General features: G+C 72.0%; 19 protein-coding genes. 9 read left to right on the top strand and 10 right to left on the bottom strand.

Annotation, left to right across the window (positions count from 1 at the left end; translation table 11 throughout):
* The 5 genes from B7C62_25310 to B7C62_25290 form a co-directional block, all read right to left on the bottom strand.
* Complete coding sequence (locus tag B7C62_25310) at positions 1-972, bottom strand: DUF1648 domain-containing protein (GenBank protein ID ARF75193.1); 972 nt, start codon at positions 970-972, stop codon at positions 1-3.
* A 157-nt stretch (positions 973-1,129) separates the two neighbouring features.
* Entirely contained in the window at positions 1,130-1,825 is a 696-nt protein-coding gene (locus B7C62_25305) for a hypothetical protein (protein ID ARF75192.1), read from the bottom strand.
* Between the two features lie 144 nt (positions 1,826-1,969).
* Positions 1,970-2,566, bottom strand: coding sequence for a GNAT family N-acetyltransferase (locus B7C62_25300; GenBank protein ID ARF75191.1), 597 nt, complete (start codon positions 2,564-2,566; stop codon positions 1,970-1,972).
* A 96-nt stretch (positions 2,567-2,662) separates the two neighbouring features.
* Positions 2,663-3,706, bottom strand: a complete 1,044-nt coding sequence (locus B7C62_25295; GenBank protein ID ARF75190.1) for a polyprenyl synthetase — start codon at positions 3,704-3,706, stop codon at positions 2,663-2,665.
* A gap of 92 nt (positions 3,707-3,798) precedes the next feature.
* Positions 3,799-5,205, bottom strand: a complete 1,407-nt coding sequence (locus tag B7C62_25290) for a Crp/Fnr family transcriptional regulator (GenBank protein ID ARF75189.1) — start codon at positions 5,203-5,205, stop codon at positions 3,799-3,801.
* Between the two features lie 174 nt (positions 5,206-5,379).
* Between B7C62_25290 and B7C62_25285 the strand changes: the two genes are divergently transcribed.
* From B7C62_25285 to B7C62_25275, 3 genes are all read left to right on the top strand, one after another.
* Positions 5,380-5,826 (top strand): transcriptional regulator, encoded by a 447-nt coding sequence (locus B7C62_25285; GenBank protein ARF75188.1) that lies wholly within the window; start codon positions 5,380-5,382, stop codon positions 5,824-5,826.
* 90 nt (positions 5,827-5,916) lie between these two features.
* The gene (locus B7C62_25280; GenBank protein ARF75187.1) at positions 5,917-7,113 is read left to right on the top strand and encodes a hemin transporter; all 1,197 of its coding nucleotides are present in this window, start codon (positions 5,917-5,919) and stop codon (positions 7,111-7,113) included.
* A gap of 36 nt (positions 7,114-7,149) precedes the next feature.
* The gene (locus tag B7C62_25275) at positions 7,150-8,058 is read left to right on the top strand and encodes a 1-aminocyclopropane-1-carboxylate deaminase (GenBank protein ID ARF75186.1); all 909 of its coding nucleotides are present in this window, start codon (positions 7,150-7,152) and stop codon (positions 8,056-8,058) included.
* A gap of 10 nt (positions 8,059-8,068) precedes the next feature.
* On the opposite strand, the gene B7C62_25270 is transcribed toward B7C62_25275, so the two are convergent.
* Entirely contained in the window at positions 8,069-9,670 is a 1,602-nt protein-coding gene (locus B7C62_25270; GenBank protein ID ARF75185.1) for a Na+/H+ antiporter, read from the bottom strand.
* 35 nt (positions 9,671-9,705) lie between these two features.
* Here B7C62_25270 and B7C62_25265 point away from each other — a divergent pair, with 35 nt between their 5' ends.
* The 3 genes from B7C62_25265 (at position 9,706) to B7C62_25255 (ending at position 11,561) form a co-directional block, all read left to right on the top strand.
* The gene (locus B7C62_25265) at positions 9,706-9,966 is read left to right on the top strand and encodes a hypothetical protein (protein ID ARF75184.1); all 261 of its coding nucleotides are present in this window, start codon (positions 9,706-9,708) and stop codon (positions 9,964-9,966) included.
* Between the two features lie 231 nt (positions 9,967-10,197).
* Positions 10,198-10,611, top strand: a complete 414-nt coding sequence (locus tag B7C62_25260; protein ID ARF75183.1) for an anti-sigma regulatory factor — start codon at positions 10,198-10,200, stop codon at positions 10,609-10,611.
* 23 nt (positions 10,612-10,634) lie between these two features.
* Positions 10,635-11,561 (top strand): B/F/G family RNA polymerase sigma-70 factor, encoded by a 927-nt coding sequence (locus B7C62_25255; protein ID ARF75182.1) that lies wholly within the window; start codon positions 10,635-10,637, stop codon positions 11,559-11,561.
* A gap of 127 nt (positions 11,562-11,688) precedes the next feature.
* Here B7C62_25255 and B7C62_25250 read toward each other — a convergent pair whose 3' ends face one another.
* Positions 11,689-12,138: a hypothetical protein gene (locus B7C62_25250; protein ARF75181.1), complete on the bottom strand. Its 450-nt coding sequence runs from the start codon at positions 12,136-12,138 to the stop codon at positions 11,689-11,691.
* 157 nt (positions 12,139-12,295) lie between these two features.
* Between B7C62_25250 and B7C62_25245 the strand changes: the two genes are divergently transcribed.
* Positions 12,296-13,264, top strand: a complete 969-nt coding sequence (locus B7C62_25245; protein ID ARF75180.1) for a diacylglycerol kinase — start codon at positions 12,296-12,298, stop codon at positions 13,262-13,264.
* A 320-nt stretch (positions 13,265-13,584) separates the two neighbouring features.
* Positions 13,585-13,842, top strand: a complete 258-nt coding sequence (locus tag B7C62_25240; protein ARF75179.1) for a WhiB family transcriptional regulator — start codon at positions 13,585-13,587, stop codon at positions 13,840-13,842.
* 169 nt (positions 13,843-14,011) lie between these two features.
* Here B7C62_25240 and B7C62_25235 read toward each other — a convergent pair whose 3' ends face one another.
* Positions 14,012-15,478, bottom strand: a complete 1,467-nt coding sequence (locus tag B7C62_25235; GenBank protein ARF75178.1) for an ATPase — start codon at positions 15,476-15,478, stop codon at positions 14,012-14,014.
* Positions 15,479-15,851: 373 nt separating this feature from the next.
* The gene (locus B7C62_25230) at positions 15,852-16,934 is read right to left on the bottom strand and encodes a glucosamine-6-phosphate deaminase (GenBank protein ID ARF75177.1); all 1,083 of its coding nucleotides are present in this window, start codon (positions 16,932-16,934) and stop codon (positions 15,852-15,854) included.
* Positions 16,935-17,235: 301 nt separating this feature from the next.
* Between B7C62_25230 and B7C62_25225 the strand changes: the two genes are divergently transcribed.
* Entirely contained in the window at positions 17,236-18,021 is a 786-nt protein-coding gene (locus tag B7C62_25225; GenBank protein ARF75176.1) for a glucosamine-6-phosphate deaminase, read from the top strand.
* Positions 18,022-18,188: 167 nt separating this feature from the next.
* Here B7C62_25225 and B7C62_25220 read toward each other — a convergent pair whose 3' ends face one another.
* On the bottom strand, positions 18,189-19,718 hold the full coding sequence (locus B7C62_25220) for a sugar hydrolase (GenBank protein ID ARF75175.1): 1,530 nt from the start codon (positions 19,716-19,718) through the stop codon (positions 18,189-18,191).
* Position 19,719 lies beyond the last annotated feature (1 nt).

Genomic DNA, 19,719 nt, shown 5'->3' with positions numbered 1-19,719 from the left:
TCAGCGCCCCGCCCGGTGCCGGTCGACGAGGGTGTTGAGCAGGGCGGCGGCGGTCGCGGAGTCCTCGACAGTGACCACGAAGTCGCGTCCGCCCCTCCGCCGGGCGACGACGGCCTCGCCCGAGCGGACGATGAAGCCGGTCCGGCCGGGGCGGATGCGGTAGCCCCAGCCGCCGAACTCCGCGACGGCGTTGACCGGCCGGCTGTCCGCCGCCTCGATGCGCTCCAGCGGGACCCGGACCCGGGGCCGGGGCAGCAGCCCGGAGACGGTGAGGCCGCGCCGGTCCACGGTGACGTGGACGCGGCTGAAAGTGAGCACCAGCAGGCCGAGGAGGAGCACGGGAGCACCGGCGAACCAGTTGGTCTCGTAGCCGAGCACCGCTCCGGTGGCCACGATCACCAGGGCGCTCAGCGGCAGCCACCAGGCACCGGTCGTGCGCGCCCAGCCCGCCACCTCACCGTCGGCGAGCGCGATCCGCTCGCGGTCCTCGGGGTTCTTCCCGGCGTCGGGGTCCTCCGGCGCGGGGACCAGCCGGGCCAGCAGCAGCCCGACCGCTCCGGCGAGGACGGCCGCCCCGAGGGCCACGGCGAGGTGCCACATCGGGAAGTCGGTGGCCGCCCCTCCCTCCGGGGCGTCCAGGTTGACGATCAGGGTGGCGCTCAGCACGTACTGGAGGAAAGCGGCCACGGCCCAGCCGCCGCCGGTCAGCCATCGGTGGGCGCGCCCGTAGAACCTCCCGCCGACCGCCATCAGGGCCCACAGGGCGCCGAGCAGGAGCAGCAGCGGGGCGGTGACGAGGACGTAGGCGCTCCGGTCGATGTGGCCGTCGGCCTTCCCGGAGAGGTCGAAGTGGCTGGCCAGGCGGGTGGGGAGACGGTCCTTGAGGGCGATGAACAGGATCAGTTCGAGGAGCAGGGCGAGGACAAAGGGCAGGGCCGCGAGTGTGGCGCGGCCAAGGTTCTTGCGTGTCATGAAAACCTCCGTTGTTCGCATGTTAGTAGAACAATCGGGGGCGGGGCAATGGCGGCGGGGCCCATCCTTCGGTCCGGGAACAGGTCTGCCCCGTACCGGAGTTGCGGTACGGGGCAGAAAAGGCAGTCCGTCGGGCGCGGGGTGACGCCGGGCAGGTTCAGGCGGGTTCGAGGGGTTCCACGGAGTCCAGGGGCTGCTGGGGGAAGGCGCCCCGGTGGCCGGTTCCGGCGCCCTCGGCCGGGCGCGTCTCGAACTCCTTGCAGCTCCAGACCTCCTGGACCGATCCGGTCCGCCGGTCCCACAGGTCCAGCACCGCGCCCTCGCCCGCCGTGCCCCGGTAGGCGTCCTTGGCGCCGCGGAAGCAGGCGAGGGTGCCGGAGAGGCCGCGGCCGGCGGCCGGGAAGTAGTCGGAGAAGGCGCAGGCGATGCAGGTCTGGAGCCGGATGCCGTCCGGAAGGGTGCGCTGGATCGCCGTCAGCGCGGCGGCGAAGTCGCTCTCGGCGCGGGCGGATTCGTAGACCGCGCCGTCCAGATGGAGGGCCAGGTGGAGGTCCGGGTCGGCCCGGCGCAGGGAGAGCAGGCAGCCGAGGGTGGCCTGGCGCGGGGCGCCCGCGACGAGGACGGGCAGCGGGAGGTCCCACTCCAGTACGCAGTCGGTGAGCGCCCCGTCCGCGAGGGCGAACATCCCGCTCTCCGGGGGTGCGTCCGGGACGGGCAGGAGGCGGTCGAAGCTCTCGCCCTCGAAGTCGACCCCTCTGATCCGGATGCGGAGCTGCTGTCCGTCCGTGGTGAGAACGACGGCATCGGAACCGTTGCCGTCCCGGTACCAGCCGGCCCACGACTCATCTGTCATGAGCAGGGACTGTAGCCCCTGCCCGGGTGCCCGCCCGGCACGGCCCCCGCGCTTCCCCGCACCGCCCCCGTACCGCTCTCGCGCCTCCCCCGCGCGGCCGTCCGCCGAGCGGCCGGGCCGCTCGCGGTCACATGCCGCGAGCGGTCAACCCGCCTGCGGTTCACGCCACATGGGCCACATCGTGGGACCGTCCGGCAGCTGGACGGTGGGTTCCAGGCAGCGGAAGCCGAGCCGTTCGTAGAGCGTACGGCTGCGGGCGCTGCTGGCCTCCAGATAGGCGGGGAGGCCGTCGCGGTCGCAGCGCTCCAGCTCCGCCCGGACGAGCTCCGTCCCGATGCCCTCGCCCCAGCGCCCCGGGACGACCCCGATCATGAGCAGGTAGGCGTGGGCGCGGTCGTGCGGGTGGACCGTGCCGGTCAGCCTCCCCACCAGTTCGCACCGCTCGTTGTCGGGGTCGGCGGTCTGCCGCATCAGGGCGGGCGTGGGGTCCTCCTCCTCGGGCGCACCGGCGGGCACCGGCAGCCACAGGGCCACCGCGGCGCCGTCCTCGGCCACATCGATACGGCCTTCGGCCAGGGCGACGTCGACGAAGACGCCGAGGAACTTGCCGTGCACGGCCAGCCGGTGCGCCTCGTCGGGGAAGACCCAGTTGCTGACCGGGTCGTGGTGGAACGCCTCCTCCATGACCGCCACGACCAGCCCCCGGTCGCCCTGTTCCGCCCGCTGTATCCGTATGCCCATGACCGGCTTCCGCCCCTTCGCCCGCTGTTCCCAGCTCTCGGCTGTCAGCTTTCGGCTCTCAATCAACCTCCGGAATACTAGAGTTGGGGAGGCCGGTCAGCTGGTCCGGCGGGTGACGAATTCGGCCAGGGCCAGCAGATCACCGGCTCCGTCGGGGTCGGGGACCGCCCGGGAGAGGTGGTGGACCGCCCGGGCCATCCGGTCGGCCGCGCAGACCTGGGCCCAGTCCCGGCCACCGGCCCGGTCCACGGCGTCGGCCGCGCGGTCCACATCGGCGGCGGTGGCCATGGGGCCCCGGTAGAGCGCGGCGAGCTCCTCGGCGGCCGGGGTGCCGGAGGTCAGGGCCGCCACCACGGGGAGCGACTTCTTGTGGGCGGCCAGGTCGGCGCCGACGGGCTTGCCGGTGCGGGCCGGGTCGCCCCAGATGCCGATCAGGTCGTCGATGAGCTGGAACGAGAGGCCCGCCTCCCGGCCGAAGCCGTCCATGGCGCGGACCGCCCGGTCCTCCGCCCCGGCGTAGAGGGCGCCGAGCGCGCAGGCGCAGCCGAGCAGGGCGCCGGTCTTGGCGGTCGCCATGGTGAGGCACTCGTCGAGGGTGACCTCGTCCGGGCCGCGCTCCTCGAAGGCGCAGTCGGCCTGCTGGCCCGCGCAGAGCTCGATGACGCAGGAGGAGAGGCGGGCGGCGGCCCGCTGGGCGGCCGGGTGGGTGTCCTCGGCCAGCAGCCGCTGGGCGAGGGCCAGCATGGCGTCGCCGGTGATGATCGCGTCCGGGACGCCGAAGACGGCCCAGGCGGTGGGCCGGTGTCTGCGGGTGGTGTCCTCGTCGATGACGTCGTCGTGGAGCAGGGTGAAGTTGTGCGCCAGCTCGACGGCGACGGCGGCGCGCACGGCGCGTTCCGGATCGCCGCCCAGCGCCCGGGCGGCGGCCAGCACGAGGGCCGGCCGGATGGCCTTGCCCGCCTGTCCGGCGGCGGGCGTTCCGTCGGCGTTCTCCCAGCCGAAGTGGTACATCGCGATCCGGCGTATGCCACCGGGCAGCGATTCCACGGCCGTTCGCAGATGCGGGTCGACGATGGCGCGGGTGCGCTCCAGCAGCGCCGCGGCCTCGTGCCCTTCCGTCGCTGCGTCCGTACTGGTCATGGTCACGGTCACTCCCTGGGGCGGTGCGATGGGGCGGGGCCCCGGCGGCCCGGCCGGTGTCGGCCGACCGGGCCACCGGGGGTGACACGGGGTCAGCGCCAGCGGCTCACCTCCACGTTCTCCAGTACGCCGAGGGCGTCCGGTACCAGGATGGCGGCGGAGTAGTACGCAGTCACCAGGTAGGAGATGATCGCCTGCTCGTCGATGCCCATGAAGCGGACCGAGAGGCTCGGCTCGATCTCGTCCGGGATGCCGGTCTGCTGGAGGCCGATGACGCCCTGTTCGGCCTCGCCGGTCCTCATGCAGATGATGGAGGTGGTGCGGGCCTCGGTGACCGGGATCTTGTTGGACGGGAAGATCGGCACCCCGCGCCAGGCCGGCACGTGGTGGCCGCCGATGTCCACGCTCTCCGGGGACAGTCCGCGCCGGTTGCACTCGCGGCCGAAGGCGGCGATGGCGCGCGGGTGGGCGAGGAAGAGCTTCGATCCGCGCCGCCGCGAGAGCAGTTCGTCCATGTCGTCGGGGCTGGGCACCCCGTCGTGCGGCTGGAGCCGCTGGCCGTAGTCGCAGTTGTTGAGGAGGCCGAACTCACGGTTGTTGATCAGCTCGTGCTCCTGGCGCTCGCGCAGCGCCTCGACCGTGAGCCGCAACTGCTGCTCGGTCTGGTTCATCGGCTGGTTGTAGAGGTCGGCGACCCTGCTGTGCACCTTGAGCACCGTCTGCGCGACGCTCAGCTCGTACTCGCGGGGTGCGGCGTCGTAGTCGACGAAGGTGTGCGGGACGACGGCCTCGCCCACGTGACCGGCGGAGAGGTCGATCTCCGCCTCGCCGTACTTGTTGGTCCGCTGGTGCGGGATGGTGAGCAGACCGGCGAGATGGGCGCGCAGCGGTTCGGCCCGCTCCGCCAGGTTGAATACGTCCGCGCGGCTGAGCGTGAGCAGCGTGCACGCGGTGACGGTGCGGGCGGTGTACTCCCAGACGGCGTCACCGTCGACCAGGCTCTGGTCGCCGAAGTACGCGCCGTCGGCGAGGACTTCGAGCTCCGTCTCGTCCCCGTAGAGTCCGGAGCCGATCTTCTCGACCTTGCCGTGGGCCAGCAGGAAGACCCGGTCCGCCGCGTCCCCCGCAGCGGCGAGCACCTCCCCCGCCGCCACGTCCCGCTGCTCGCACCTGCGGGCGAGCTCGGCGAGGACCTCCTCGTCCCCGAAGTTGCGCAGAGCGGGCAGTTCCCCCAGCTCGGCGGGGATCACGGCCACCCGGTCCCCGGTCTGGACGAACGTCACCCGGCCGTCACCGACCGAATAGCTGAGCCGACGGTTCACCCGGTACGTACCGCCCTGTACCTGCACCCACGGCAGCATCTTCAGCAGCCACCGCGAGGTGATCTCCTGCATCTGCGGCGCGGATTTGGTGGTCGTCGCGAGGTTCCGCGCAGCTGCCGTCCCCAGACTCTGCTGCGGCGGCGCCTGCGTGTCGCGAACCTCTTCACCAACGGACATCTGACGTCCTCTCGATCTTGGGCTGACCTGCTGGAGAAGCCTTTCAGCGGAGGACTCGGCCCGCCATTACACAAAAGAGTGTGACTAATCGGCCTTCGGGCGGGGCAGGTTGCCTCCGTCGCCCTGCGGTCCCCATAACTTGCATCAGAGATGCCACTTATCTAGGATCAAGCCATGCGGCTGACCAGATTCACCGATGTGGCGCTCCGCGTGCTCATGCGGCTGGCGGTCGCCGAGGGCACGGACCCGCCGACCACCCGCGAGGTGGCGGACACCATGCAGGTGCCCTACACGCACGCGGCCAAGGTCGTCGCCCGGCTCCAGCACCTGGGGCTGCTCGACGCCCGCCGGGGCCGGGGCGGCGGACTCACCCTCACCACGGCCGGGCACTCCGCCTCGATCGGCGCGGTCGTACGGGAGCTGGAGGGCACGGACGACGTCGTGGAGTGCGAGGGCTCCACCCCCTGCCCGCTGCGCTCCGCCTGCCGGCTGCGCGGTGCCCTGCGGCAGGCCCAGGAAGCCTTCTACGCCACGCTCGACCCGATCACCGTCACCGATCTCGTCGCCGCCCCGACCGGCCCCCTGCTGCTCGGCATCGGCAGCGGCCCACCCCAGGACTGACCCCCGCACGGAACCCGCCCCCACCCACGGGCGGGTTCCGTCAGCCCAAAAATACGCACATCAAATACCAATTAAAAGGAGCCCGTCCACATGCTCTCCGACCGGTCCACCGCCACCGTCCGTGCCACCCTCCCCGCCGTCGGCGCGGCCATCGGGGACATCGCCGACCTCTTCTACAAGAAGCTGTTCGCCGCCCACCCGGAGCTGCTCCGCGACCTCTTCAACCGGGGCAACCAAGCCTCCGGCGACCAGCGGAAAGCGCTGGCCGGGTCCATCGCCGCGTTCGCGACCGCGCTGGTCGAGCACCCCGGCACCCGGCCCGACGTGATGCTGAACCGGATCGCCCACAAGCACGCGTCGCTCGGTGTCACCCCGGAGCAGTACGAGGTCGTCCACACCCACCTGTTCGCCGCGATCGGCGACGTACTGGGCGACGCGGTCACCCCCGAGGTCGCCGCCGCCTGGGACGAGGTCTACTGGCTGATGGCGAACGCGCTCATCACCATGGAGGCGCGGCTCTACGCCCAGCAGGGCGTGGTGGCGGGCGATGTGTGGCGGGAGTGGGAGGTCGCCGCGCGGATCGAGGAGACCGAGGACGTGGCCACGTTCCACCTCCGCCCGGCGGACGGCGGTGACGGCCCCGCCTTCCGGCCCGGCCAGTACGTCTCCGTACAGGTCGAACTGGCCGACGGGGCCCGGCAGATACGCCAGTACAGCCTCTCCTCCGCCCCCGGCTCCCGGCTGCGCTCCATCACGGTGAAGCGGGTGCGCGGTGAGGCCGCCCCGGACGGCGAGGTCTCCCGCCACCTCCACGAGCACACCCGCGCGGGCGACCGGCTGCGCGTCTCCGTCCCCTACGGGGACCTGGTCCTCGACCACCTGGACGCGCCCCTGCTGCTGGCCTCGGCGGGAATCGGCTGCACGCCCATGCTGTCGATGCTGGAGTACCTGGCCGAGCAGGGCCACGACCGCCCGGTCACCGTGGTGCACGGCGACCGCTCCCCCGCCGACCACGCCCTGCGCACCCACCACGTCCGGCTGACGGAGAAGCTCCCGGAGGCCGAGCCGCACTTCTGGTACGAGTCCCCGGAGGACGGCCACCCGGCCCACCGCACCGGCCTCGTCGACCTGAACGGCATCACCGTCCTCCCCGGCACCCACGCCTACCTGTGCGGCCCGCTCCCCTTCATGCGCACCGTCCGCACCCGGCTGCTGGACGCGGGGGTCCGCCCGGCCGACATCCACTACGAGGTGTTCGGCCCGGACCTCTGGCTGGCGAGCGCCTGAGCGGGCGCCCGGACCGGGGCGGGCCACAATGGGCACGTGAACCGCCCCGAGACCCTCCTGCGCCCCCGGGTGCCGTCCCCGCTCCAGGAGGTCCGGGACGACCGCTTCGCCCGGCACGGGATCACGCTCCTCCTCAAGCGGGACGACCTGATCCACCCCGACCTCCCGGGCAACAAGTTCCGCAAGCTCGTCCTCAACCTGGAGGCCGCCGCCGGACGGGCCGTGCTGACGTTCGGCGGCGCCTACTCCAACCACCTGCGGGCCACCGCCGCGGCCGGGCGGCTGCTGGGGTTCCCCACCGTCGGGGTCGTACGCGGTGACGAGCTGGCGCACCGGCCGCTGAACCCGTCCCTCGCCCGGTGCGCCGCCGACGGGATGCGGCTGCACTTCGTGGACCGTACGACCTACCGGGCGAAGGGCTCGTCCGAGGTCCTGGAGGGGCTGCTGAGCCTGTTCGGGGACGTGGAGGTCATCCCGGAGGGCGGCAGCAACGCCCTGGCCGCACAGGGCTGCGCAGCGCTGGGGCGCGAGTTGCGCGGGCAGACCGATGTGGCGGCCGTGGCCTGCGGGACCGGCGGCACCCTGGCCGGGCTCGCGGCCGGACTGGACGACGGACAGCGCGCCCTCGGCGTACCCGTCCTGCGCGGCGGCTTCCTGGGCGAGACCGTCGCCCGTCTCCAGGAACAGGCGTTCGGCGGACCGGCCGGCCACTGGTCGCTGGACGAGCGCTTCACCTTCGGCGGCTACGCCCGTACGACCCCGGAACTGGACGCCTTCGCCGCGGACTTCGAGGACCGCCACGGGCTGCCGGTGGAGCGCGTCTACGTCGCCAAACTGCTGTACGCGCTGACGGCCCTGGCCCAGGAGGGGGCGTTCGCGCCGGGGAGCCGGGTGAGCGCGGTGATCACGGGCACCCCTGACGCACCGGCCGCCCCGTCCCCGTAACGGAAACCTCTCAGGGCCCGTCCGTCTCCCGGTAGGCGGCGGCCTCCTCCAGGTCCAGCCTGCGCAGCAGCGTACGCATCATCTCGTCGTCGATCCGCCGCTCGTCCCGGAGCCGGACGAAGACCTTCCGCTCGGCCTCGATCATCTCGCGGGCGAGCCGGCGGTAGGTGTCGTCCGCCGACTCCCCCGTGACCGGGTCGGCCGCCCCCAGGCGCTCCCAGACGGCGTTGCGGCGGCGGTCCAGGACGCTGCGCAGCCGGTCGGCCAGCGGGGGCGGGAGGCGGTTGTGCGGGGCGGCGAGCAGCTCCTCCAGGCGGGCTTCGGCGGCTGCCGACGCCTCGCTCTGGGCCTGTGCCTCGACGAGCGTCTCGGTCTGCGGGTCGCGCCCCGGCAGCTTCAGTACGCGAACGAGTACGGGCAGGGTCAGCCCCTGGATCACCAGCGTGGCGATGACGGTGGTGAAGGTCAGGAACAGCACCAGGTTGCGGGCCGGGAACGGCTCGCCGTCGTGGGTGACCAGCGGGATGGAGAAGGCTACGGCGAGCGAGACGACCCCGCGCATGCCCGCCCAGCCGACGATCAGGGGTGCGGTCCAGTCGGTTCCCGGCTCCCGTTCCCGTACCCGCCTGGAGAGCCGTCGCGGCAGGTAGGTGGCCGGGTAGACCCAGACGAAGCGGACCACGACGACGGCGGCGAACACGATGGCCGCGTACCCCAGGGCCGCCGCCCAGCCGCCCGCTTCGAGGCCCTTCAGTACGAAGGGCAGTTGCAGCCCGATCAGGGCGAAGACCGTGGACTCCAGGATGAAGGCGGCCATCTTCCAGACGGCCGCCTCCTGGAGGCGGGTGGCGAAGTCGACCTGCCAGGAGCGGTGTCCCAGGTAGAGGGCGACGACGACCACGGCGAGGACTCCGGAGGCGTGCACCCGTTCGGCCGCCGCGTACGCCACGAACGGGATCAGAAGGGAGAGCGTGTTCTGGAGGAGGGCTTCCTTCAGGTGGGTGCGCAGCCAGTGCAGCGGCACCATCAGGAGGAGGCCGACGCCGACCCCGCCGACCGCCGCCAGCAGGAACTCCGCGATCCCGGCGGCCCAGGTCATCCCCTCCCCGACAGCTGCGGCGAGCGCCACCCGGAAGGCGGTGATCGCGGTGGCGTCGTTCACCAGGGACTCACCCTGAAGGATGGTCGTGACCCGGGCGGGCAGCCCCACCCGGCGGGCGATGGCGGCGGCCGTCACGGCGTCCGGCGGGGCGACGACGGCCCCCAGGACGAGTGCGGCGGTGAGCGGCAGCTCCGGAATGGCGAGGTGCGCCAGCCAGCCCACCGCCACCGTCGCGAAGAGGGTGTACCCCACGGAGAGCAGCGCGACCGGCCGGATATTGGCCCGCAGGTCCAGGTAGGAGCTGTCCAGGGCCGCCGTGTGGAGCAGCGGGGGCAGCAGCAGCGGGAGGACGACATGCGCGTCCAGGTGGTACGTGGGAACGCCCGGCACCAGGCCCGCCACGAGGCCGACGGCGACCAGGACGAGCGGGGCGGGGACCGGGGTGCGGCGCGCCGCCCCGGCGACCGCCGCACTGGCCGCGACCAGCGCCACCAGCGGCAGCGCGTCCATCCCACCGTCCTCGCATCCGTCGTAACCTGCCCATCATGAGCGAGTGCGCGCACGTAGCGGATCTGCCACGCCCCGAGCCCGACCCGCTCGGGGAGACCTGCCCCGAGTGCCTGGCGGCGGGCACCCACCCCGTGCAGCTGCGGCTCTGCCTGACCTGCGGGCACGTCGGCTGCTGCGATTCCTCACCGCTGCGGCACGCCACCGGGCACTTCCGGGAGACCGGTCATCCGGTGATGCGGAGCTTCGAGCCGGGCGAGAACTGGCGCTGGTGCTTCGAGGACGGTTCGATCGTCTGACGTCTGGGTACGTCAATCCGGCGCCGGTTCTTCGTAATTGGACGCCGCAACCCCCTAGCCACTGTGCGTGCTCATATGTTTACCATGAGTGACGGTCGGGGGATGGGGTGCGGACGACACTGCATCATTGATCCGATAGCGTCGCCGAGCTGAGAACCGTCGACCGACCGCATGGCTCCGGGCCACCCTTCCCGGAACCTCGAAAGAGTTTGTGCCACCTTGGAGGTGAGGGTGTCCCAGATCGCAGGCGAGCCCGGGAATCAGGACTTCGTGGAAGTCCGGCTGCCCGCTGCGGGTGCCTACCTGTCGGTGCTGCGAACGGCCACGGCCGGTCTCGCAGCGCGTTTGGACTTCACCCTCGACGAGATCGAGGATCTTCGCATCGCGGTCGACGAAGCCTGCGCGATCCTGCTTCAGCAGGCCGTGCCCGGCTCCGTCCTCAGCTGCGTCTTCCGGCTCATCGACGACTCTCTCGAGGTGACGGTGTCGGCCCCCACGACGGACGGCCGCGCGCCCGAGCGGGACACCTTCGCCTGGACGGTGCTCTCCGCACTGGCCGGCAAGGTCGAGTCGACGGTCGCCGACGACCGTACGGTCAGCATCAGCCTCTACAAACAGCGCGGCGCGGGCCCCGGGCCGGCGTGAGCGAGGGGAACGGGGACGGTCCTGTGCGGGACGAGACGATCCGATCCGGGGTGGTGCGCCCTGCGGGCATCCCGGAGCAACAGGCCCGGCCGCATCCGGTGGACGGAGCGGACGGGTCGCAGAGCCTCAACGTCGCGGTGGAGCAGTCGCAGGCAGAGCGGGCGGGCCAGATGAGCGAGCACGGGCACCACGATCCACACGACCGCAGCGGGGCACGGGCCCTGTTCATCGAGTTGCGGGAGCTTCCCGACGGCTCGGCGGAGAAGGCGGAGCTGCGCAACCGGCTGGTGCGGATGCATCTGCCGCTGGTCGAGCATCTCGCCCGGCGCTTCCGCAACCGGGGGGAGCCGCTGGACGATCTGACCCAGGTCGCCACGATCGGGCTGATCAAGTCGGTGGACCGGTTCGACCCGGACCGGGGCGTGGAGTTCTCGACGTACGCGACCCCCACGGTCGTCGGCGAGATCAAGCGCCACTTCCGGGACAAGGGCTGGGCGGTGCGGGTGCCGCGCCGCCTCCAGGAGCTGCGGCTCTCGCTGACCACGGCCACCGCCGAGCTCTCCCAGCAGCACGGCCGCTCACCGACCGTGAACGAGCTGGCCGAGCGGCTCGGCATCTCCGAGGAAGAGGTCCTGGAGGGCCTGGAGTCGGCCAACGCGTACAGCACGCTCTCGCTGGACGTGCCGGACACCGACGACGAGTCCCCGGCGGTCGCGGACACGCTGGGCTCGGAGGACGAGGCGCTGGAGGGCGTGGAGTACCGGGAGTCGCTCAAGCCGCTCCTGGAGGACCTCCCGCCGCGCGAGAAGCGCATCCTGCTGCTGCGGTTCTTCGGGAACATGACCCAGTCGCAGATCGCCCAGGAGGTCGGCATCTCGCAGATGCACGTCTCCCGGCTGCTGGCCCGCACCCTGGCCCAGCTGCGCGAGCGCCTGCTCGTCGAGGAGTAGACCGCCGAGGAGCGGGGAGCGGGCGGCCCGGGAGCGGACCGCCGACCGCCCCGGGGGCGCCTGCGAGGCCGGGCCTCGGGGCTCGCCCTCCGAAGCCAGGCCCCCGGGGCTCACCCCCTGAAGGGGCTCAGGCCCCCGGGTCCGCCCCGGCGCCCCGGCGCAGGCCCAGGGTCCGGGTGGTCTCGGGGTTCAGGACGAGCGCCAGACCGGTCACGGCGATCACGGCCACGACGATCCCGGTGGGGATCAGCGCGCCCTGGGAGCGCAGCAGCGTCCAGGCGACGGGCAGCGCCATGATCTGGGTGATCAGCGCCGGGCCCCGGCTCCAGCCGCGCAGCAGCAGCAGACCCCGGGCGGCGGCGAGCGGGATCGCGCCCAGCGCGATCAGCGTGATGCCGACCGTCTCCGCCTGCTGCGGGCTCTCGGGGCGCCCGAGCACCCCCATGACCAGCAGGTAGAGCCCGCCGATCGCGAGCGCGGCGCCTTCGAGGGCGTTGATCCCGGCGAGGATCGTGATCCTTCGCGGGCGCTCCGTCACGGCGGGCGAGGGGGTGGAGGAGGTCGCTTCAGTGCTCACGCCCTTCAGGTTGGCATCCCGGGGGCCCGGAAGTGAAGCCGGGGTGCGCGGGCGCGGCGCATGTCACGTACAGGCACCGGTGACTCAACGTGACCGGGCGGGCGCCCGGTGAACCGCGGCTTCGGTGCCGAACCGCCCGGTAGGTACTCTGGCGGGCATGCGCGCACTCCTCGTGGTCAACCCGGCAGCTACCACCACCAGTGCGCGTACCCGGGACGTACTCATCCACGCCCTGGCCAGCGAGATGAAGCTGGAGGCGGTGACCACCGAGTACCGGGGTCACGCGCGGGATCTGGGGCGGCGGGCGGCCGACAGCGACGACATCGACCTGGTGGTCGCCCTCGGCGGTGACGGCACGGTCAACGAGGTCGTGAACGGGCTGCTGCACCGGGGGCCGGACCCGGACGGTGTCCCGAAGCTCGCCGTGGTCCCCGGCGGCTCCACCAATGTCTTCGCGCGCGCCCTGGGGCTGCCCAACGACGCCGTGGAGGCGACCGGCGCGATTCTGGACGCCCTGGAGAACCGGAGCGAGCGCACGGTCGGTCTGGGGCTCGCGGCCGGCACCCCGGGCACCGAGGACGAGTCCGTACCGGAACGCTGGTTCACTTTCTGTGCCGGTCTCGGTTTCGACGCCGGAGTGGTCGGCCGGGTCGAACAGAAACGCGAGGGCGGCAAGCGTTCGACGCACGCGCTGTACGTGCGCCAGGTGATGCGCCAGTTCCTGAACGAGGCCCACCGCAGGCACGGGCAGATCACGCTCGACGTGCCCGGCCAGGAGCCCGTCACCGACCTCGCGCTCTCCATAATCTGCAACACCGCCCCCTGGACCTACCTGGGGAATCGTCCGGTGTACGCGTCTCCGAAGGCTTCCTTCGACACCGCTCTGGACGTCCTCGGACTGAAGCGTCTGTCCACCCCGGCGGTGGCCCTGTACGGCACCCAGCTGCTTACTTCGAGCCCTGAAAGAGGGCCCCGGGGGAAGCATGCCGTTTCACGCCACGACCTCACGGACTTCACCTTGCATTCAAAGGTCCCACTGCCCTTCCAGATGGACGGCGACCACCTGGGACTGCGTACGAGCGTGACGTTCACAGGCGTACGCCGTGCACTGCGTGTGATTGTGTGAGTGGAAGGGCCGAAAGTCCTTTAACTCGAACGTTTGGCCTGGGTCCCACCCCTAAGAAGTGCGCCTGTGACCTAGTCGACACCGAGGAATCAAAAAAAACTTTCCAGAAGGGGTTGTATCCGCCGCCGAGGTTTGCGAATCTCTACATGGCGATCGGGACGGCCCGCAACACCGGCCTCCACTGAGAGCCAGAACCCCTCCTCACCATCACAGACCACACCCAGTCCTCCTGGGGGTCGGCCCGTCATCTGCGGGGGGATTCGTGAAAGCGTTCACATTCACAAGCAACAAGCGTGTAATACCAAGGAGAGGTAGCAGCCATGGACTGGCGTCACAACGCCGTTTGTCGTGAGGAAGACCCCGAGCTGTTCTTCCCCATCGGCAACACCGGTCCTGCGCTGCTGCAGATCGAGGAAGCCAAGGCCGTCTGCCGTCGCTGCCCCGTCATGGAGCAGTGCCTGCAGTGGGCGCTCGAGTCCGGCCAGGACTCCGGCGTCTGGGGTGGCCTCAGCGAGGACGAGCGCCGCGCGATGAAGCGCCGTGCCGCTCGCAACCGGGCGCGCAACGCCAGCGCCTGACCGACGCCCCCCACGAACACGCCTCAGCCCGGCGGCGCGTACAGAGCGTACGCACAGCCCCGCCTTCGAGTCGCAGCGCGCAGTACCCCGGAGCGCATCGCATCGTGAGCAGCACGGAGCGGGCCCGGACCGTCACCACGGTCCGGGCCCGCTCTGCTGTGTGCAGCTCCTACTTGGCGCCGCGCACCGGCAGGTCCAGCACCACCTGGGTGCCGCGCTCCGGCGCCGGGACCATGCCGAACGTGCCGCCCAACTCCCCCTCCACCAGCGTCCGTACGATCTGGAGCCCCAGATTCCCTGCCTGCTGCGGGTCGAACCCCTCGGGCAGACCGCGCCCGTCGTCGGTGACGGTGATCAGCAGCCGGGCGTCGGACGGTGAGCCACCCCGTACGGCCGAGACCTCCACCGTGCCCTGGTCCGCCACCGTGAACGCGTGTTCCAGGGCGTTCTGGAGAACTTCGGTGAGCACCATGGAGAGCGGGGTGGCGACCTCGGCGTCCAGGATGCCGAAGCGTCCGATGCGTCGGCAGGTCACCTTGCCGGGAGAAATCTCCGAGACCATCGCGATGACCCGGTCGGCGATCTCGTCGAACTCGACGCGCTCGTCGAGATTCTGCGAGAGCGTCTCATGGACGATCGCGATCGAACCGACGCGCCGCACCGCCTCGTTGAGCGCCTCGCGCCCCTGGACGGAATCCATCCGGCGGGCCTGGAGCCGCAACAGGGCGGCCACCGTCTGGAGGTTGTTCTTCACCCGGTGGTGGATCTCCCGGATGGTCGCGTCCTTGGTGATCAACTCTCGCTCGCGGCGGCGGAGTTCCGTGACGTCCCGGAGCAGGACCAGCGAGCCGATGCGGACGCCCTTGGGCTTGAGCGGGATGGCCCGCAGCTGGATCACCCCGCCCTCGCCCTCCACCTCGAACTCGCGCGGCGCGTACCCGCTGGCCACCTTGACCAGGGCCTCGTCCACCGGGCCCCGGGAGGGCGCCAGTTCGGCGGTCGTGGTGCCGAGGTGGTGGCCGACGAGGTCGGAGGCGAGGCCGAGGCGGTGGTAGGCGGAGAGGCCGTTGGGGCTGGCGTACTGGACGACCCCGTCCGCGTCGAGCCGGATCAGGCCGTCACCGACGCGCGGGGAGGCGTCCATGTCGACCTGCTGGCCGGGGAAGGGAAAGGCCCCGGCGGCGATCATCTGGGCCAGGTCGGAGGCGGACTGGAGGTAGGTGAGCTCCAGCCGGGAGGGGGTGCGCACGGTGAGCAGGTTGGTGTTGCGGGCGATGACGCCGAGGACCCGGCCCTCACGGCGTACGGGGATGGACTCGACCCGTACGGGGACCTCCTCGCGCCACTCCGGGTCGCCCTCGCGCACGATCCGGCCCTCGTCCAGGGCCGCGTCCAGCAGCGGGCGGCGGCCACGGGGCACCAGGTGGCCGACCATATCGTCCTGGTAGGAGGTGGGGCCGGTGTTGGGCCGCATCTGGGCGACGGAGACGTACCGCGTGCCGTCCCGGGTGGGGACCCACAGCACGAGGTCGGCGAAGGAGAGGTCGGAGAGCAGCTGCCACTCCGAGACCAGCAGATGGAGCCACTCGAGGTCGGTGTCGCTCAGAGCGGTGTGCTGGCGGACGAGATCGTTCATGGAGGGCACCTGTGGAGCGTACCCGGGGTGAACGGACGTGTTCGAACCGATCGGCCCGGCGGGCCGTGCGGTGGGGTGGGGCGGCCGGAAGGCGATGGACAGCGCGCGGTGTACGGCCGGAGAATGTCGTGCACATGGATGGACACGGGCAATTGGTCTAGTCCACAATGAGTTCACCAAGACCTCCGTTCTCCCCGCACAGGAGAACGGACCGAGGCACCCGGCGCTCTCTGCCCTGACTGCGCAAGGTGTCTCATGTGGCCGGAGGCACCGCACACCGCCGGCCAGGTAGCTCCGGGCTGCGGTGCCGGATGGGCTGAGGGTCCCATCCCGGCGCCGCGGCCCGCGGGTGTTTCCGGGGCCGTACGAGCTCCTAGCGGGTCTCCGTGACCTTCGCCAGGGCGCGCGGTGAGTCCGGGTCCTGGCCGCGGGCGATGGTGACCTCGTACGCGAGCATCTGGAGCGGCAGGATCTCCAGGATCGGCTGCAGCTCCTCCGGCACCCCCGACGTCGGCAGCGCGAAGCCCGCCGACGCCGCCTCCACCTGGGCCTTCGGGCCGACCACGAAGAGGTCGGCGCCGCGCCCCCGCAGCCGGTCCAGCACCGGCTGGAGCGCCTCGCCGCCCCGGCCGTCGGTGACCACGGCGATCACCGGGGAGATGTTGTCGACCATGGCCAGTGGGCCGTGCAGCAGATCGGCGCCCGAGTAGGAGAGAGCGGGGATGTAGCTCGTCTCCATGAGCTTGAGGGCGGCCTCCTTGGCCGTGGGGTAACCGTAGCCGCGCGAGGTGATCACCATGCGCTCGGCGAAGCGGTAGCGGGAGGCCAGCGCCTTGACCTCGGCCCGGCGGCCCAGGACCGCGCCCGCCAGATCGGGCAGGACCGACGCCGCCTCCGTACCGTCACCGCCGCCCAGGCCCGCCACGAAGAGGTAGAGGGAGAGCAGGGAGGCCGTGTACGTCTTGGTGGCCGGGAGCGCCTTCTCCGGGCCCGCCAGGATGTCGATGTGGTACTCGGAGACCGCCGCCAGGGCGGAGTCCGGGTTGTTGGTGACCGCGAGGGTGACCGCACCGGCCTCCCGGGCCGCCCGGGTGGAGGCCACCAGGTCCGGAGAGCCGCCCGACTGGCTGACGGTGATCACCAGGACGTCCCGCAGATCGGGCGTGGCCCCGTACGCCGTCGTGGTGGACATGGAGGCGAGGCCGCAGGGCAGGCCGAGCCGGATCTCCAGCAGGTACTTGGCGTAGAGCGCCGCGTTGTCGGAGGTGCCGCGCGCGGTGAGCAGCACGAAGCGGGGCTTCCTGGCGGCGATCTCGGCGGCCACCTCGCGGATGCGGGGCGCGCCCTGGTCGAGGATGCGCCGGAGCATCGCGGGCTGCTCGGCCATCTCGCCGGACATGATGCGGCCGGGCACATCGCTCTGGTCGTCCGGGCCGGGCGGAGGGGTGGCGGACATGTGGGGTGCCTCCCATGGCGGTGTCGTCGGCGGTGGCGTACGGAGTCGTGTACGGCGGTCTCCTGCGGACCGGCCCCGGTGCGGGGCCTCCCGCGGACCGGTCGTGTACGGCGCCTTCCGCGGACCGCCCCGCCGGTTCCGTACCGGACAAGTCGACCAGGCAAACCCGGGGTCCGCCAGCCGGACCGGGCGGGGTGACCGATGCGTGGGCTGTTCACCGCACGGCTGCCCGATTCTGCTAGATTGAGCCCTTGATTGGTCTATACCACACGGCTCCCCTCACCAGATCGGCAGGCACAGCGTGGAAGTTGTCATCGTCCCGGACGCCACGGCAGGCGGCGAACTGATCGCAGAGGCCATCGCCTCCCTGCTCAGCCGCAAGCCCGACGCCCTGCTCGGCGTTGCCACCGGCTCCACCCCGCTGCCCATCTACCGCGCGCTGGCCGCCAAGGTCGCCTCCGGGGCCGTCGACGCCTCGCGGGCCCGGGTCTGCCAGCTGGACGAGTACGTCGGCCTGCCCGTCGGCCACCCGGAGTCGTACCGTTCCGTGGTGCTCCGTGAGGTCATCGAGCCGCTCGGGCTCTCCGAGGCGTCCTTCATGGGCCCCGACGGCGCCGCCGAGGACGTCCAGGCCGCGTGCGAGGCGTACGACCGGGCGCTGGCGGAGGCCGGCGGGGTCGACCTCCAGCTGCTCGGCATCGGCACCGACGGGCACATCGGCTTCAACGAGCCGTGCTCCTCGCTCGCCTCGCGCACCCGGATCAAGACACTGACCGAGCAGACCCGGGTCGACAACGCGCGCTTCTTCGACGACGACATCGAGCAGGTGCCGCACCACGTGATCACCCAGGGCATCGGGACCATCCTGGACTCCCGGCACCCGATCCTGCTGGCCACCGGCGAGGGCAAGGCGGAGGCCATCGCCCAGACCGTGGAGGGGCCGGTCGCCTCGGTCGTACCGGCCTCGGCGCTCCAGCTGCACCCGCACGCGACGGTGGTGGTGGACGAGGCCGCCGCGTCGAAGCTGAAGCTGGCGGACTACTTCCGCGCCACGTATGCGGCGAAGCCGGGGTGGCAGGGGCTGTAGTCCGTACGGGGCCGTGCATGCGGGAAGGGCCAGGACGCCTCACGGTGTCCTGGCCCTTCCCGTTGTGCCGCCCGTCCGGCGAGAGGCTGGTCCTCAATCGCCGGACGGGCTCGTTTTCGGCCTTGCGGCCTCGTCCTCAAACGCCGGACGGGCTTGCTGTGCCCGCCCTACGCCTTCGTGCCCGTGACCGCTTCCACCGCCGCCTCGCCGCAGACGCGGGAGGCACCGTAGGTGGCCACGTGGAGGGCGCCCCGGGGGGTGGCCTCCGGGAGGCCCATCTCGACCACGATCGTGTCGGGGCGGGCCGCCAGCAGGGCGTCCAGCGCCTCGGCCATCCAGGAGTGCCGGTGCTCGTCGCGGACGACGGCGACGATGCGCCGCTCCCCTGCCGCCGCGACCGCGTCGGCCGCCGGGTCGGCACTCTCGCTGGTGTACGTGGCCGTGGTGGTCCCGGGAAGGGCGGCGCTCAGCCCGGCGGCGATGCCCCAGGGGGTCTCGTCGCCGACCGCGATGTTCGCCTCCGTGGCGAACTCCACCAGGTGCCCCGGCTCGGTCAGCCGGTCGCCGGAGCCGGTGACCCGGACCGCGCGGCGGGCGGCCACCAGGCCGATGTCGGAGCTGACTCCGGTGCCGGGCGCGGTCCCCTCCTGCACTGCCGCGCCCGGCTCCGGGACAACCCCCCGGGCCCCCTGCGTCCAGGACGCGAGGGCTCGTACTCGGGCGGCCGCGTCCGCGAGCCGCTCCTCGGACAGCTCCCCACTGCGTACCGCCGCCACCAGGGCGTCGCGCAGCGCGAGCACTGTCTCCTCGTCGGCCAGCCCGCCGCCGACGCAGATGGCGTCGGCGCCCGCGGCGATCGCGAGGACCGATCCGCGCTCGATGCCGTAGGTCTTGGAGATGGCTTCCATCTCCACGCCGTCGGTGACGATCAGGCCGTCGTAGCCCAGCTCCTGGCGGAGCAGACCGGTGAGGATCTGCGGGCTCAGGGTGGCCGGGCGGTCCGGGTCGAGTGCGGGAAGCAGGATATGCGCGCTCATCACCGATTTGGAACCCGCGGCGATGGCAGCCCGGAAAGGCACCAGCTCACGGGCGTGCAGGGTGTCGAGATCCACATCGATCCGGGGCATCGCGAGGTGCGAGTCGACCGCCGTGTCGCCGTGGCCGGGGAAGTGCTTGGTGCAGGCGGCGACGCCCGCGGCCTGGAGCCCTTCCACGTACGCGGCGGTGTGGCGGGCCACCAGCCGGGTGTCGGCGCCGAAGGAGCGTACGCCGATGACCGGGTTGCCCGGGTTGGAGTTGACGTCCGCGGACGGCGCCCAGTTCAGGTTGACGCCGCACTCGGCGAGCCGGCGCCCCAGCTCCTGGGCGACGGCCCGGGTGAGGTCGACGTCGTCGACGGAGCCCAGGGCGAAGTTGCCCGGGAACGAGGAGCCCTCGTTGACCTCCAGGCGGGTCACGTCCCCGCCCTCCTCGTCGATGGCGACGAGGACGTCGTCCCGCTCGGAACGCAGCCGGGCGGTGAGGGCGGCCAGCTGCTCGGGCGTCTCGATGTTGCGGCCGAACAGTCCGACGGAGGAGAGCCCCTCACCGACGCGGCGCAGCAGCCAGTCCGGTGCGGTGGTTCCGGTGAATCCGGGCTGGAGCACCGCGAGCGCGTCGCGCGTCAGCGTGTCCGTGGTGGAAACGAGGGTGGTCATC

It is taken from the genome of Kitasatospora albolonga, from assembly GCA_002082585.1.
Classification (GTDB): domain Bacteria; phylum Actinomycetota; class Actinomycetes; order Streptomycetales; family Streptomycetaceae; genus Streptomyces; species Streptomyces stephensoniae.
Note: the sequence above shows the minus strand (reverse complement) of the source record. Positions and strands in the feature narration are given on the sequence as shown.